General features: G+C 64.0%; 13 protein-coding genes and 1 pseudogene. 8 read left to right on the forward strand and 6 right to left on the reverse strand.

What is annotated here, in order from left to right:
* Positions 1–182 (forward strand): annotated as a pseudogene (locus KBA32_RS13440) (TolC family protein); the annotation flags it as partial.
* A gap of 188 nt (positions 183–370) precedes the next feature.
* On the opposite strand, the gene KBA32_RS13445 reads toward KBA32_RS13440, so the two are convergent.
* The 4 genes from KBA32_RS13445 to KBA32_RS13460 form a co-directional block, all read right to left on the reverse strand.
* A complete protein-coding gene (locus tag KBA32_RS13445; protein WP_294359737.1) occupies positions 371–1,495 on the reverse strand; it encodes a substrate-binding domain-containing protein in 1,125 nt (374 codons plus the stop codon).
* 64 nt (positions 1,496–1,559) lie between these two features.
* Positions 1,560–2,504, reverse strand: coding sequence for an ABC transporter permease (locus tag KBA32_RS13450; protein WP_294359739.1), 945 nt, complete (start codon positions 2,502–2,504; stop codon positions 1,560–1,562).
* Between the two features lie 15 nt (positions 2,505–2,519).
* Positions 2,520–3,506: an ABC transporter permease gene (locus KBA32_RS13455; RefSeq protein ID WP_294359741.1), complete on the reverse strand. Its 987-nt coding sequence runs from the start codon at positions 3,504–3,506 to the stop codon at positions 2,520–2,522.
* Entirely contained in the window at positions 3,503–5,014 is a 1,512-nt protein-coding gene (locus tag KBA32_RS13460) for a sugar ABC transporter ATP-binding protein (protein ID WP_294359743.1), read from the reverse strand. The genes KBA32_RS13455 and KBA32_RS13460 overlap by 4 nt, the downstream gene beginning before the upstream one ends.
* Positions 5,015–5,404: 390 nt before the next feature.
* Here KBA32_RS13460 and KBA32_RS13465 point away from each other — a divergent pair, with 390 nt between their 5' ends.
* From KBA32_RS13465 to KBA32_RS13480, 4 genes are all read left to right on the forward strand, one after another.
* On the forward strand, positions 5,405–6,178 hold the full coding sequence (locus tag KBA32_RS13465) for a DeoR/GlpR family DNA-binding transcription regulator (protein ID WP_294359745.1): 774 nt from the start codon (positions 5,405–5,407) through the stop codon (positions 6,176–6,178).
* A 220-nt stretch (positions 6,179–6,398) separates the two neighbouring features.
* Complete coding sequence (locus KBA32_RS13470) at positions 6,399–6,944, forward strand: hypothetical protein (RefSeq protein WP_294359747.1); 546 nt, start codon at positions 6,399–6,401, stop codon at positions 6,942–6,944.
* A complete protein-coding gene (locus KBA32_RS13475; RefSeq protein WP_294359749.1) occupies positions 6,881–8,575 on the forward strand; it encodes a response regulator in 1,695 nt (564 codons plus the stop codon). The genes KBA32_RS13470 and KBA32_RS13475 overlap by 64 nt, the downstream gene beginning before the upstream one ends.
* A 79-nt stretch (positions 8,576–8,654) precedes the next feature.
* On the forward strand, positions 8,655–10,283 hold the full coding sequence (locus tag KBA32_RS13480; RefSeq protein ID WP_294359751.1) for a methyl-accepting chemotaxis protein: 1,629 nt from the start codon (positions 8,655–8,657) through the stop codon (positions 10,281–10,283).
* Here KBA32_RS13480 and KBA32_RS13485 read toward each other — a convergent pair.
* Entirely contained in the window at positions 10,264–11,298 is a 1,035-nt protein-coding gene (locus KBA32_RS13485) for an RNA methyltransferase (protein WP_294359753.1), read from the reverse strand. The genes KBA32_RS13480 and KBA32_RS13485 overlap by 20 nt on opposite strands.
* A gap of 404 nt (positions 11,299–11,702) precedes the next feature.
* Between KBA32_RS13485 and KBA32_RS13490 the strand changes: the two genes are divergently transcribed.
* A complete protein-coding gene (locus KBA32_RS13490; RefSeq protein WP_294359755.1) occupies positions 11,703–11,921 on the forward strand; it encodes a hypothetical protein in 219 nt (72 codons plus the stop codon).
* 15 nt (positions 11,922–11,936) lie between these two features.
* On the opposite strand, the gene KBA32_RS13495 is transcribed toward KBA32_RS13490, so the two are convergent.
* Entirely contained in the window at positions 11,937–12,926 is a 990-nt protein-coding gene (locus KBA32_RS13495) for an autotransporter outer membrane beta-barrel domain-containing protein (protein ID WP_294359757.1), read from the reverse strand.
* A gap of 50 nt (positions 12,927–12,976) precedes the next feature.
* Between KBA32_RS13495 and KBA32_RS13500 the strand changes: the two genes are divergently transcribed.
* Together KBA32_RS13500 and KBA32_RS13505 are read left to right on the forward strand one after the other, a co-directional pair.
* On the forward strand, positions 12,977–13,360 hold the full coding sequence (locus KBA32_RS13500) for a hypothetical protein (RefSeq protein ID WP_294359758.1): 384 nt from the start codon (positions 12,977–12,979) through the stop codon (positions 13,358–13,360).
* 18 nt (positions 13,361–13,378) lie between these two features.
* Positions 13,379–13,739 (forward strand): hypothetical protein (locus KBA32_RS13505; protein WP_294359761.1); only part of this gene is annotated, 361 nt, incomplete at its 3' end.

The following is a 13,739-nucleotide window of genomic DNA, read 5'->3' on the forward strand; positions in this document are numbered from 1 at the left end:
GCTACCAGAAGGGCGTCGACAGCTACCAGCCGGTGCTTGATGCGCTCCGCACAAGCATCTCGGCACAACAGTCGCTGATCACGGCGCAGCTGGCGCGGCAGAGCAACGCCGTGAATCTGTACAAGGTGTTCGGCGGCGGCTGGCAGGCAACGAGCACGACAGCGGAACACAGCGACCGCTGAACGCGGCGCTTCACTCCCTGCGCCAGCCCCGCCGCGCCTCGCGCCGGCGAGGCTTTCTTGTTGACGCGCACCTCATCTTTCGCCTCCAGACGTACGAAGGCCCGTACGCTATCTGCGCACGGGCCTTCGGCGAACTCGCGCCGGACGTCAACCAAGCGACCGGCGATCAGGCATCAAGCGCCTGCTGATCAGAAGTCAAACTGGTTGATGTTGTCCTTGGTAAACACGGTCGGCGAACCGAGCAGCACTTCGCTGCCGTTGACGATCTGCAACTCGCCCAGCTTGCCGGCCTTGACCGACGTCGCACCCGGCTTGAGCGTGCCGTCGATCGCCGCGCGCAGGACCTGCGTGGCGGCATAGCCGAGGTCGGACGGATTCCAGAGCACGACCGACTTGACGCAACCCTTGTTGACGTAAGGCTTCATCGAGTTCGGCAGCGCCAGCCCGGTGACCGCGATCTGGCCGCACTTGTTGGTCTGGGTGATCGCCTCGGCCGCCGCCGGCGTCGCCACCGAGGTCATGCCGATGAGACCCTTGAGCGTCTTGCCGTGCTTGTTCATCAGCGTGTTGGCCTGGTTGAACGAGAGGATGTTGTCTTCCTGCGCCTCGACCGTTTCCAGCCACTTCATCTTCGGGTGGCACTTCTCGGTGTAGGCGGCCATTTCGGCGATCCAGCGCGCCTGAACCGGCGTCGTGAAGGTCGAGGTGACGATGGCGAAGGCGCCGTCCTCGCCGATCTGGCTGGCCAGATTGTCCATCAGCGCCTTGGCAACGCCGTTGAACGACGCTTGGTTGACGAACCACTCGCGCGCATCGACGCTGGAGTTGGAGTCGTAGCCGACGACGTGGATACCCTTGGACATCGCCTTCTTGAGCACCGGCGCGATCGCCACCGGGTCGTTGGCGGCAAACAGGATTCCGTTGACACCGCTGGTGATGTAGTTGTCGATCATCGTGATCTGATCGTCGATATTGGCCTTGGTCGGGCCATCGGTCTTGGCGGTGACGTTGCCCAGGTCCTTCGCGCCTTCGGCCACGCCCTTGGCCGTCGCGTTGAAGTAACCGATGCCGATCAGCTTGGGCACGTCGATGATCGACGCCTGCTTGCCCTTGAGATCCGGCGCGTTCTTGACCGTGCCGCCGTCGTACGGCTTGGCCGCCACGTTGGCCGGCGTGGCGTCGCAGGCGAGCGGAGACGTGGGCAGATCATCGCCGCCCGTCCATCCCTTGGCCTGCGCCACGCCGCTCATCACCAACAAGCCCAGAACGAGTGCGGCAACGTTCTTACCCGTGCTTACATGATTTCTTTTCATAATTACCTCCAAGTTTTGCAACAATTTGGCGGGGTGCAGCCCCGCCGCCAAGACACCCGGTGAATCAATTCTGGCGCAGCCGATCGAAGAGGTTGCTGCCCAGGATCGTCAGGATCAGGATCGCGCCGATCACGATGATCGTCCCGTCGCCCTTGATGCCGGCCAGCGTGAGTCCATTCTTCAGCGTCTGAATCAGGAGCAGCCCGAGAATGGTCCCGGTCATCGTGCCGCGACCGCCGAAGATGCTCGTCCCGCCGAGCACCACCGCCGAAATGACGTCCATCTCGATGCCGGTACCCATGTCCGAGCGCGTTGTCGACACGCGCGAAACGAAGATGGTCGCCGCCACCCCAGCCATCAGCCCGGAGAAGGTGTAGATCCAGAACTTGGCGCGATCGATCGGCATGCCCGAGAAGCGGCCGGCGGTCTCGTTCGAGCCGATGGCGTAGGTCACCCGGCCAAAGGTGGTGAAACCCAGCACGATGGCGCCGGCGGCCGCGACGAGGCCGAGGATCCAGAGCTGCGTCGGGATGCCGGCGAGTTCGCCTTGCCCGAGCACGTAAAACCACTCCGGGTAGCCACGCACCGAGCGCGCCTGGCTGATCCCCTCGGCGAGCCCGCGGTAGAGGGCCAGCGTGCCGAGCGTGGCGATCATCGGCGGCATCTTCGACTTGATGATGATGATGCCGTTGATCGCGCCGCACACGCAGCCGACTGCCACGGCGAACAGCATCGCCAGCGGTAGCGGCAGGCCGAGATCCTTCCAGGCCATGCCCAGGACGATGGCGGACAGGCCGAGGATCGAACCGACCGACAGGTCGATTCCGCCGGAAACGATGATGAACGTCATCGCCACCGCGATGATCCCCGCTTCGGTCATCATACGGCCTTGGTTGAGCAGGTTGTCGATGGTAAGGAAACGATCCGAAAGGTTCGAGGACGCGACCAGGGCCAGGACGAGCAAGACAGCCAGAATGCTCTCGTGGCGTAGTAATTTGCGAAAGGACAAGTTGCAATCTCCGCTTTATTGAAATTGACGGCGGCGCATCGCGTCGGCGAGCACGGTGGCCAGGATCAACAGCCCGAGAACCGCTCTGAGCCAGTAGGCCGAAATGTTCATGAAGACCAGCGCCGAACTGACGGCCGCGAAAAACACGGCGGCAATCGTCGAGCCGACGACCGTTCCGCGTCCGCCCAGGATCGAGACGCCCCCGATGACCGACGCGGTGATGATCGTCAGTTCGAGGTTGCTAGGAACCGTCGACTGGATGACCTGCAGTTGCGTGCCGAACAGGACGGCGGCAATTCCGACGAAGAAGCCGTGCAGCGCAAAAACAAAGACAGTCATGCGTTCGGGTCGGATGCCGACGGTGCGCGCCGCCTCCGGGTTGCCGCCCGACGCATAGATGGCTCGCCCGAGGGCTGAATAGCGCATCCACACGGCGACGATCGCGGTCAGGATGACCATGAAATAGACCGGGGACGGAACGCCGAAGAGACGGAACTGGGCGATCAGGAAATCCGGCGGAAGGTTGCTGATCCAGACGCCGGCGGTGGCCGTGATCAAGCCCCCCTTGAGTATCGAGAGGACGCCGAGCGTCGTCACGATCGCCGGTATGCGCGCGTAGGCGACCAGCACGCCGACGACGGTATTGACCACGACACCGATCACCAGCGGCGCGCACCACGCCACCCATATCGGCGCGCCGCCCACCGCCAGCAGCCCGGAGACGCTCGCCAGCACGCCGATCAGCGCGCCGACCGAGACGTCGATGTGTCCGAGCAGGATGACCATCGACATGCCGATCGCGGCCACCGCCACGTACGCGTTACCCGAGACGATGTTGTTGAGGTTGGTCGCACTCAGAAAGTTGGGGTTGCTCAAGCCGACCACCACGACCAGGAAAACCAGCGCGAACAGGACCACGGTTTCCTGCCCGTAGGTGCGCATCGTTTTCTTGAGGCGCCCCCAAAGCGGCGTATCGGCTCTTTCCGACGACGTATTGCTCATTGCCCTGCCTCCACCTGATGCTTGCCACGCGTCATCGCCGCGCCGATCGATTCAAGGGTCGCTTCCTCGCGCGTCAGCTCGGCCACCATGCGACCGTCACTCATGACCAGGATGCGATCACTCATGCCGAGGACCTCGGGCAACTCACTGGAAATCATGATGATGGCCATTCCCTGCTGAGCCAGCTTGCTCATTAGCGCGTAGATCTCCGACTTGGCGCCGACGTCGATACCGCGCGTCGGCTCGTCCATGATCAGGATCTTCGGCGTCGTTCCCAGCCACTTGGCGATCACCACCTTTTGCTGGTTGCCACCCGACAGCGTTCCCGCGGTCTGTTCGGGCCCGCGTGCCTTGATCGAGAATTGGCTGATCGCCTGCGCCGCCAGCGTCCGTTCCTTGCTCCGGTCGACGAAGCTCGCCCGGGCGATGCGGTCGAGGATGGCATGCGCGATGTTTTCGCGGATCGTCTGCGGGCGGATCAGCCCCTGCAGCCCGCGATCCTCGGGAATGTAGGCGATGCCCAGATCGCGCGCGCGGCGCGGCGTGTCGATCACCTCGTGCCGGCCATCGACCAGGATCTGTCCTTCGCTCGCCGGCGTGATGCCGAACAGCGTCAGCGCCAGTTCGGTTCTCCCCGAGCCGACCAGGCCGGCGATGCCGAGGATCTCGCCGGCGCGCAGTTGCAGCGAAACGTTCTGCACGCGCTGGTGGTAACTGACGTTGCGCACTTCGAGAACGGCCGGCCCGAGATCGGCGGCGACCTTCGGAAAGAGCTGCTCGATCGAGCGCCCGACCATCATCGAGACGAGCATCTCCTGGTTGACCTCGGAGATCGCCCGGGTTCCGATGTGGCTGCCGTCGCGCAGCACGGTTACCCGATCGGCGATCGCGAAAATCTCGGGCATGCGGTGGCTGACGTAGATCACGCCGACGCCACGCTCGCGCAGGCGGCGCACTACCATCAGCAGGCGTTCGACGTCGGTTTCCGCCAGCGCCGCCGTCGGCTCGTCCATCACCACGATCTTGGCGTCCTGCGACAGCGCCTTGGCGATCTCGACGCGCTGGCGATTGGCCACCGACAGGGTGCCGACGACGGCGTCCTCGTCCAGATCGTGGCTGTCGAGCGAATCGAGCAGTGCGCGCGCCTGGCGTTTCATGCGCTCCCAGTCCAGGCCGCCCCACGCCAGCCGTGGCGCGTGCCCGAGGTAGATGTTCTCGGTCACGGTCAGCTCGGGAAACAGCAGCATTTCCTGGTACACCGTCGCGATGCCGCAGTTGCACGCTTCTTTCGGCGAGGCGAAGGACTCGAGCTTTCCCTCGACCCGGATCTCGCCGCTGCTCGGTTCATGCACCCCAGCAATGATCTTGATCAGCGTCGATTTGCCGGCGCCGTTTTCGCCGAGCAGGGCGTGCACTTCACCCGGACGCACGTTGAAATTGACATTCTTGAGCACCTCGTAGGCCCCGAACGATTTCGAGACCCCGATCAATTCGACCAGGTAATTCATCCCCGCCTCCGCACCGCCGACGCGCCCGCGCCTGTCCTGCAGCGGCCGGCCAACGGCCATTCTCGCATCGTCTTTTGTCTTCGCATGCAATACATCTCAAATGTCATGACACCTACCCCTCCGGACAGCACCCCGAACTCCTGCGCCGCCCCCCCCCTTGCTGCCAACCGTCCGCGCGCATCGCCCGCGTCGGGACGGCAAGCGGACAATCTCGCGACACATGCTCATAAACAATCATTTGTGACTATAATAAGCCACCAAAACAAATTTTGTGAAGAATCTTTTGACACATTGACTCACATAAAATCATCAAACAACCGCTATTGACGACGCGCAATCACATAACGACCAATTTTGACTGATCGGCATCGGAACTGAATGAACGAAAAGATGAACGAAACTGAGCGCCTCGAGTTGATCGTCGAATTCCTTGCCAAACGGCGGTTCGCCACCGTCAAGGACCTGCTCAAGATCCTCGACGCATCACCGGCAACGATCCGGCGCGACATCGCCAAACTTCACGAGACCGGGCAGGTGCGCAAGGTGTTCGGCGGCATCACGCTCGCCGAGGAGGTGACGTCCGAGCAAATCTCGGCCAAGCCGTTCGAGGTCAATCGCGTCCTGCACATCGACCGCAAGGAGGCGATCGCCATCGAGGCCGAGAAGATGTGCAGCGACGGCGATTCGATCATCATCCACGGAGGAACGTCGTGCTTTCTCTTCGCGCAGCGCCTGGTCAAGCGCAGCCTGCGGATCTTCACCAATTCGATGCCGGTGGCCGCCAACCTCTTCGAGCATGGCGTTTGCCACCTGGTCGTTTCGGGCGGCGAACTTCATCGCGAGCCGGGAATCGTGTTTTCACCCGGCGAGGTGACGCCGGTCTTCTACGCCTCGCGGCTGTTCCTGGGCGCCCAGGGAATCAGCGGCGCCGGCCTGCTCGAATCGCACCCGCTGCTGGTGCGCTCGGTCGAGAGTCTCAAGGATCGCGCCGACGAAATCGTGGTGCTGGCTGACAGCAGCAAGTTCTCGATCAAGGCCCGTCACGTTGCGCTGCCGCTGTCGCGCATCAGCACGCTGATCACCGACGATGGCATCTCCGGCGAAGACGCCGAAATGCTGCGCGCGGCTGGCATCAAAATCGTCATCGCCAGTCTCGGGAACTGACGACCGGCACGTCTGCACCCCGTTGCAGACGCTGCCCATGCCGCTTTGAATGTCAGCCGCTTGGCATCTATAACGAAGCTAAACGCCGCCACGCCCGTCTCTCATCCCGCCCCGACACCAACGACAACACCGGGTCCGGCGAAGGCGTCCTGTCCGCCGTGTCTTTTTGTCTGCATCTCAGTGAACGCTCCGGCCCAAACCGTTGCCACCAAGGAGAAGCATGCGTCTCTGGCATCAGAAACCGCCGTCGCAATCAATGCACCGGTCCTTGCAGCTAGGCGCCGCGCTGGGCATTCTCCTGCCCGCCGTCGTATTCACCAGTATCCAGATGCTCACGCGTTACGAGGACCACCTCGAATCGCGGCTTCGCGCGCCGATGCAGCAATACGCTGACATGCTTGAGCACGCTCTGGCAACGGCGCTGTGGGCGACCGACATTCAGACAACCCAGAAGCTCGTTGACGCCAGCATGGACAATCCGGACGTGGTCAGCATCATCGTTCGCGACGAGGACGACGAGATCATCGTGCGCAACCAGCGTCCAGCCGCCGACAGCGACACGCTGCTGCGCGAAACGCGCCGACTTTACTTTGACGGAGAACCCGTCGGGCGAGTCGATCTATCCACCGCGCGTGTCGTTAACGACCTCTGGTGTGGACACGCAACGATGAAATCGGCGACCTGGCGGCCACACTCGAGCGCATGCGTACCGACCTGGCAGCCTCGCTCGCGGAGCGCGAAGTCAGCGCGGAAAAACAGCGCCTGAGCGAAGAAAACCTCGCCATCACGCTGCATTCGATCGGGGACGCCATCATCGCCACCGATCCCGCCGGACGGGTTACGCGCATGAACCTCGCCGCCGAACAGATGACCGGATGGACGGTCGACGAGGCGTGCGGATTGCAACTGGCGCAGGTCTTCAACATCATCAATGCGAAAACACGCGAGTTGGTGGCCAATCCGGTCAAGGAAGTGATGGCACGCGGAACGGTCATCGGGCTGGCCAGCCACACGCTGCGCGCCAGCGAAGCCGAAAACAAGGCGCTGATCAGCGCCATCCCCGATCTCATCTTCACTAACGACCGCGGCGGGCGCTACCTGGCGGCGCACGCGCCCGGCGTCGATCAGTTGCTGGCGCCGCCCGAGGTCTTCCTCGGCCGCCGCTACGACGAAATCCTGCCGCCGCACGTCGCCGATCTGTTCCAGCGCGGCGCTGCGGCTGCATTCGCCACACACAATATCGCCAAGAGCACTTTCCTCGCCAACATGAGCCACGAGATCCGCACGCCGCTGAACGGCATCGTCGGCATGGTCAACATCCTGCGCCGCGAGGGCGTGACGCCCGGACAGGCCGAACGCCTGAAGACGATCGACACCTCGGCCGGCCACCTGCTCGGAATCATCAACGACATTCTCGACATCTCGAAGATCGAGGCCGGCAAACTCGCGCTCGACAACGCACCGGTCAACGTCTGCCACCTGCTCGACACGGTCAGCGCCATCGTCGCCGAACGCGCGCGGGCCAAGGGATTGCGGCTCGACATCGAGTGCGCCGAGTTCCCCGCCACGTTGCGCGGCGACCCGGTGCGCCTGCAGCAGGCGCTGCTCAATTACGCGATGAACGCCGTGAAATTCACCGAAACCGGCTACGTCATCCTGCGCGCCCGCCTCCTCGACAAAAGCGAAAGCGAGGTGCGCGTGCGCTTCGAAGTACGCGACAGCGGCATCGGCATCGCGCCCGACGCCCTGCCGCGCCTCTTCCACCCCTTCGAACAGGCGGACAACTCGACGACGCGCAAGTACGGCGGCACCGGTCTCGGCCTCACCATCACGCGCCGCCTGGCCGAACTGATGGGCGGCGAGGTCGGCGTCGACACGTTGCCCGGTGCCGGCAGCGTCTTCTGGTTCACGGCACGTCTGCAGATCGGCCGTGCCGAGGACGAAAGTGCGTCGGAAGCGGGCAGCGAGAACGCCGAGCGGCAGCTCCTCGACCGCCACCACGGCCGCCGCATCCTTATCGTCGACGACGAGCCGGTCAATCTCGAAATCGCACGTTTCCTGCTCGAACAATCGGGGCTGCGCGTCGACACCGCGGCGGATGGCGAGGATGCGCTCCGCCGCGTGCAAGAAACGGACTACGCGCTGATCCTGATGGACATGCAGATGCCGCGCCTGGACGGCTTGGTCGCGACGCGCCTGATCCGCGCCACTCCCGGCTACGCGACAACGCCGATCCTGGCGATGACCGCCAACGCGTTTACCGAGGATCGTCGCCATTGCCTGGAGGCCGGCATGAACGACTTTCTCACCAAGCCGTTCAACCCGGACGTGCTGTTCGCCATCCTCCTGCACTGGCTCGACAGCACGCTGCCAGACTACTCAGAACGGAGCCTATAATCCGCCCTGAAACCCATTGCGCCTGCATGGGTTTGCGCATGTTTAATGGGAACAAGTGGAGAACGCTATGCTGGATCGCATGAAACTGAAGACGAAAATCGCGCTGCTGGTAGTCGCCGCCCTGATCGGCCTCCTGAGCCTGACGGTCTTTTCGGCCTTCAAGATGAAGACCGACCTGCTCAACGGTCGCAAGGAAGTCATCCAGTCGATCCTCGAAGCGACGCACGCCACGCTCGCCGGCTATCAGGCGCAGGTTGCGGCCGGCACGCTCAGCGAGGAAGACGCCAAGAAGGCTGCAGCGCAGGCGATCAGCCAGATCCGCTACGGCGGCGCGGACGGCAAGTCGGAATACGTCTATTCGTTCACGACCGAGGGCGTCGGCGTCTACCACCCGATCAAGGAGCGCATCGGGCAGAACATGCTCGAGAAGATCAAGGATCCGCAGGGCAACTACACGTGGAAGGACATCCTCGCCGTCGTCAAGAAGACGCCGAGCGGCGACAACATGACGACGATGACCGCGCGCCCCGGCCAGAAGGAGCCGGTGCCCAAGCTGCAATTCGTGATGCTCTTCGAGCCGTGGTCATGGGTGCTCGGCACCGGCGTCTACATCGACGACATCGACGCCGACTTCCGCACGCGCCTCATCTCGGACCTGGCCATCGCCGGGGTGCTGATCCTGCTGATCGGCGGGCTCGGCCTCGCCATCTCGCGCGGCGTGCTGCGCCAGGTCGGCGGCGAGCCGTCGGAGGCGATCCGGCTGATGTCGCGCGCCGCAGAAGGCGACCTGACGGTAAGCGTCCACTCGGCACCGGCGGGCAGCATGCTCGCATCCATGAGCCACATGGTCGGCTCGATCCGCGCCATGGTCACGGAAATCGGCCACAGCTCGGACAACCTGACCAAGGGCGCAGAGAGCATCAGCACCGCCTCGCGCGAAGTCGCCACGGCGTCGCAGAAGCAGTCGGACGCCACCGCGTCGATGGCGGCGGCGATCGAGGAGATGACGGTCAGCATCAACCACATCTCCGACAATGCGCGCGAAACGCAGGAAAACTCGATCAGCTCGGTCAAGCTCTCGGAAGAAGGTTTCGGCCGCGTCGATACCGCCTCGCGCGAGATCCACAGCATCGCCGAGAGCGTGAATGACGCCTCGCAGCGCATCCACAAGCTCGAAGAGCGCGCCAACCAGATTTCGTCGATCGCCGGCGTGATCAAGGAAATCGCCGGGCAGACCAATCTGCTCGCGCTCAACGCCGCCATCGAGGCCGCGCGCGCCGGCGAACAGGGACGCGGCTTCGCCGTCGTCGCCGACGAGGTGCGCAAGCTGGCCGAACGCACCTCAACGGCCACCGTCGAGATCGAGCAGAAGATCGCGGGCATTCAGGCCGAAACCGTCGAAGTCGTCGGCGTCATGAACTCCGCCCTGCCGCAGGTCGCTACCGGCGTCGAGGCCGCCGAGCAGGCCGCCGATACGCTGCGCCGGATCAAGGACGGCGCGCAATCGACGCTCGACCGTGTGCGCGAGGTCGCCGAATCAACCAGGGAACAGAGCGTCGCCAGCGACAGCATCGCGCAAAAGGTCGAGGAGATCGCCACGATGGTCGAGGAAACCACGGCGGCGATGCACTCGACCGCGCAGACGGCCGAAGACCTGGAACGCATCTCCGGCGAACTCAACGCGCTGGTCAGCCGCTTCCGCTGCTGATCACAGACAGGCTGCGGGCGCGCAACTGCCCGCAGCCGCCATCGACATCCTGCCCGGCCGAATCGCGCAGGCAGGCGATGATGCCGTGGCGACGCAAGCGTTCGGCGAGCGCCTGCGCTTTCTCCCACGCCGGCCGCCGGAAAGCCAAACCCTCGACGGCATTGAAGGGGATGAAATTCATCATCGCGTACTTGCCGCAAAGCAGCTGGATCAGCGCCTCGATTTCGGCCTCGCCGTCATTCACGCCTTCAAGCAGCGTCCACTGGTACTGGATCGGATAGCCGGTCGTGCGCGCGTAGTCTTCGCCCAGGGCAACCAGTTCGTCCGGGGCGATGCGCGGCGCTTTCGGCAGCAGGCGAGCGCGCAGTTCGGCGTCGGTCGTATGCAGCGACAAGGCGAGCGCCGGCTTGACGCGGCCCTGCGGCAGGCGCTCGAAGACGCGCCGGTCGCCGACCGTCGAGAAGACGAGATTCTTGTGGCCGATCGCCCCTTCCGTACCGAGCAGATCGATCGCGTCGAGCACGTTGTCGAGGTTGTGCGCCGGTTCGCCCATGCCCATGAAGACAACCTTCTTCACCGGCCGACGGCGGCGCGCCAGCACCACCTGGGCGACGATCTCGGCGCTGCCGACCTGGCGCAGCAAGCCGTCACGCCCGGTCATGCAGAACAGGCAGCCGACCGCGCAGCCGACCTGCGTCGACACGCAGACGCCGTCGCGCGGCAGAAGCACGCTCTCCACCGTCTGCCCGTCGGCCAGCTCGACGAGCAGACGTGCCGAACCGTCGTTGCCGGCGTGCTCGGAGCGCACACGCGCCAGGCCGTCGAGTTCGGCGGTCAGCTCGGGCAGCGCGTTGCGGATGCCGAGCGGCAGGAAGTCCTCGGGACGATGCCGGCGCGCGCCGCTGTCAAGCGGCCGCGCCTGCAGCCAGGCACGAAACACGCGCTGTTCGTGGCAGGACTTGGCGCCGCAATCGCGCAGACGCAGGCGGAGTTGTTGGATCGAATCGGTACGCATGGGAAGCGAATCGTAGTGTAGAGGTGCATCCGGCGGCAAGGTCGCCGCGGTTTTCGCAGGGGCCCGGTTTACCGGGCGAATGGGCGTGTTCTCACGAAGAAACGCCGTTTTCGCGCAGCGAAGCTGCGCTCCTACCCGCCCAATGAACGATCAGCGCGGTAGGGTGCGCAAATCTCATTTGCGCCCCGAAGGAAGTACCCTTGGGGTACGCACGCGGAAATGACGCTGGAGCGGTGCGCAACGTCGGGCGTTGCACACCCTGCGGCAGCTCGCGAAGAAACGCCGTTTTCGCGCAGCGAAGCTGCGCTCCTACCCGCCCAAGGAACAATCAGTGCCGCCGCCGCGCGGTCAGCGCAAACCGTGCGATGATGCGGCTTCGCCCACCGTCGAAAACACGCCACGCCATGCTGACCTGGATTCGCCGCAGTTTCCGCCGTTCTCAACCACCATCGGATACAGACCGCGCCCGACAACTGATCGCCGCCATCGACCGCGGCGGCATCCCGCTCGATCCCGCCCGGGTCAACGCGATCGCGCGCAACCTCGGGCTGGAAGTCTCGCCGCGGGCGCCGGTCGAGCAAACCATCGAGCGAGTACGCGCCTGGCTGCAGCGATCGGCCTGACTGCCGCGCGTTATCTCAGAACGCCTTTCTCAGGTCGAAGCGCAGCGCATGCACGCGCGTCGACTCCGACCCGTGGCTGTAGCGATAGCCGAGGCCCAGCTTCAGATCCTTCCACAGCAGGAGATCGCTGCCCAGACCGAGCACCAGCGTATTCCGGTCTACGCCGTCGATATCGAGTTCATAGACGGTCTGCAGCTGGTCGGCATAGGCCATCTCTGCCGATCCCGGCGTATCGAGGTTGTGCTGAAGCTCGACACGGAAATAGGGCCGGGCGCTCCCGCTCGACCACTCGATCTGCGTCTCGCCGCGCACGCCGATGGAGAGCTTCTTCGTCGACGTATTCTGTTCAAAGTAGGTCAGGTTGTAGATCCCGCCGCCTGTTTCCGTGCTGCGCTTCAAACGGGTGGAGACGAGATCGAAGCGGCCGTAGGTCGAAAGCAGCGACTTGCCCATCAGGTAGTCGTAGCCGCCGCTCAGCGATGAGAACCACTGCGCCCCGCGCCGCGCGGAGCGGGCTTTGTCGCCGAGTGCGGTGACGTAACGGGTCGAATCGAAATCGATGTCGCCGTACCCGACCAGGCCGTCGAAGAAGATCGCGTCCGTCGGCTGATAGCTGCCATAGGCGACGAAGGAGTAGCTGTCGCCGTCGTTGCGCGTACCGTTGTCACCGATTTTCTGCCGCTCATGGCCAAAGCCCGCGCCGATGCCGACCGTCAGCCCCTCGCCGAGGCGCTGGTCGGCGCCGATGGAAATGCCGGAGGTCGTAAAGCGCGTATCCGTATCGCTCTGCTTGCCGATACTGATCACCCCGGCGGTCCAGATTTCGAGACCGTTGCCAAGGATGTCACCATGCTTGCCGGCCAGATTCAGCGAGGTCAGCGACCAGGGCAGCAGCGAGGCAACATTCTGGTTTCCGGCGTTGTTTTTCGTCTGAGGCAGGACAAAGCCGTCCAGCCCCGTGCTCGTCTCCAGAAGGTTACCCGGCCGCGCGGCCGTCGACGTCACGCCGTCCGAACCGGACGGATTCACCGAAGCCGCGCGCTTGCCCGCAGCCGTTGCTCTACGCCCGCACCGAGCAACGGGCCTGGCTGGCGAGCGTGGACGCCTACCTCGCCGGCAAGCACGACGCACCACCACGGCCCGAGCTGCCGAACGGCAGTGCGTGCGCGTGGCTGCGTAGCGAGGGGCACCAGCGCTATTGCAACCACCCGGCCTTTCAGGAAGTCGAACGTCAGTACCAGCGGGTGCATGCGCTCGTGCGCGAGCTTCGCGATTTTCAGTCCGCAGGCAGGCATGAGGCGGTGGAGTCCCGACTGGCCGAGTTCCGCACCGCACGCGACGTGCTGCTCACACAGATGAAACAACCGTCGCGAGCTCCGCTCGACAGAATTCCGGTTGAGTTGCGCCGCGCAATATGCGATGGTTGCGGGTTGCAATAAAACGGTAAAGGAAGACCCATGCGCATCGAACAGGACATCAAACTCGACTTCAAGGACGTACTCATCCGCCCGAAACGCTCGACGCTCACCTCGCGTTCGGAGGTCGATATCGCCCGCAGCTACGAGTTTCTGCACTCGAAGAAGAAATACCACGGCATCCCGATCATCGCCGCCAACATGGATACGACGGGCACCATGGAGATCGCGCGCGCGCTTTCGCGCCACCAGCTGTCCACGGCGCTTCACAAGCACTACAGCGACGAGGAGTTGCTCGCCTTCTTCGCCGAGCCGCAGCAATCGTCGAACTTCTATTCGATGGGCATCACCGCTCCCGATTTCGAGAAGTTCAAGCGCGTCATGGACAAAGCCAACGGCACGA

Origin of the sequence: Propionivibrio sp., assembly GCF_017995515.1 — a bacterium.
In the GTDB taxonomy this organism is placed as follows: Bacteria; Pseudomonadota; Gammaproteobacteria; order Burkholderiales; family Rhodocyclaceae; genus Propionivibrio.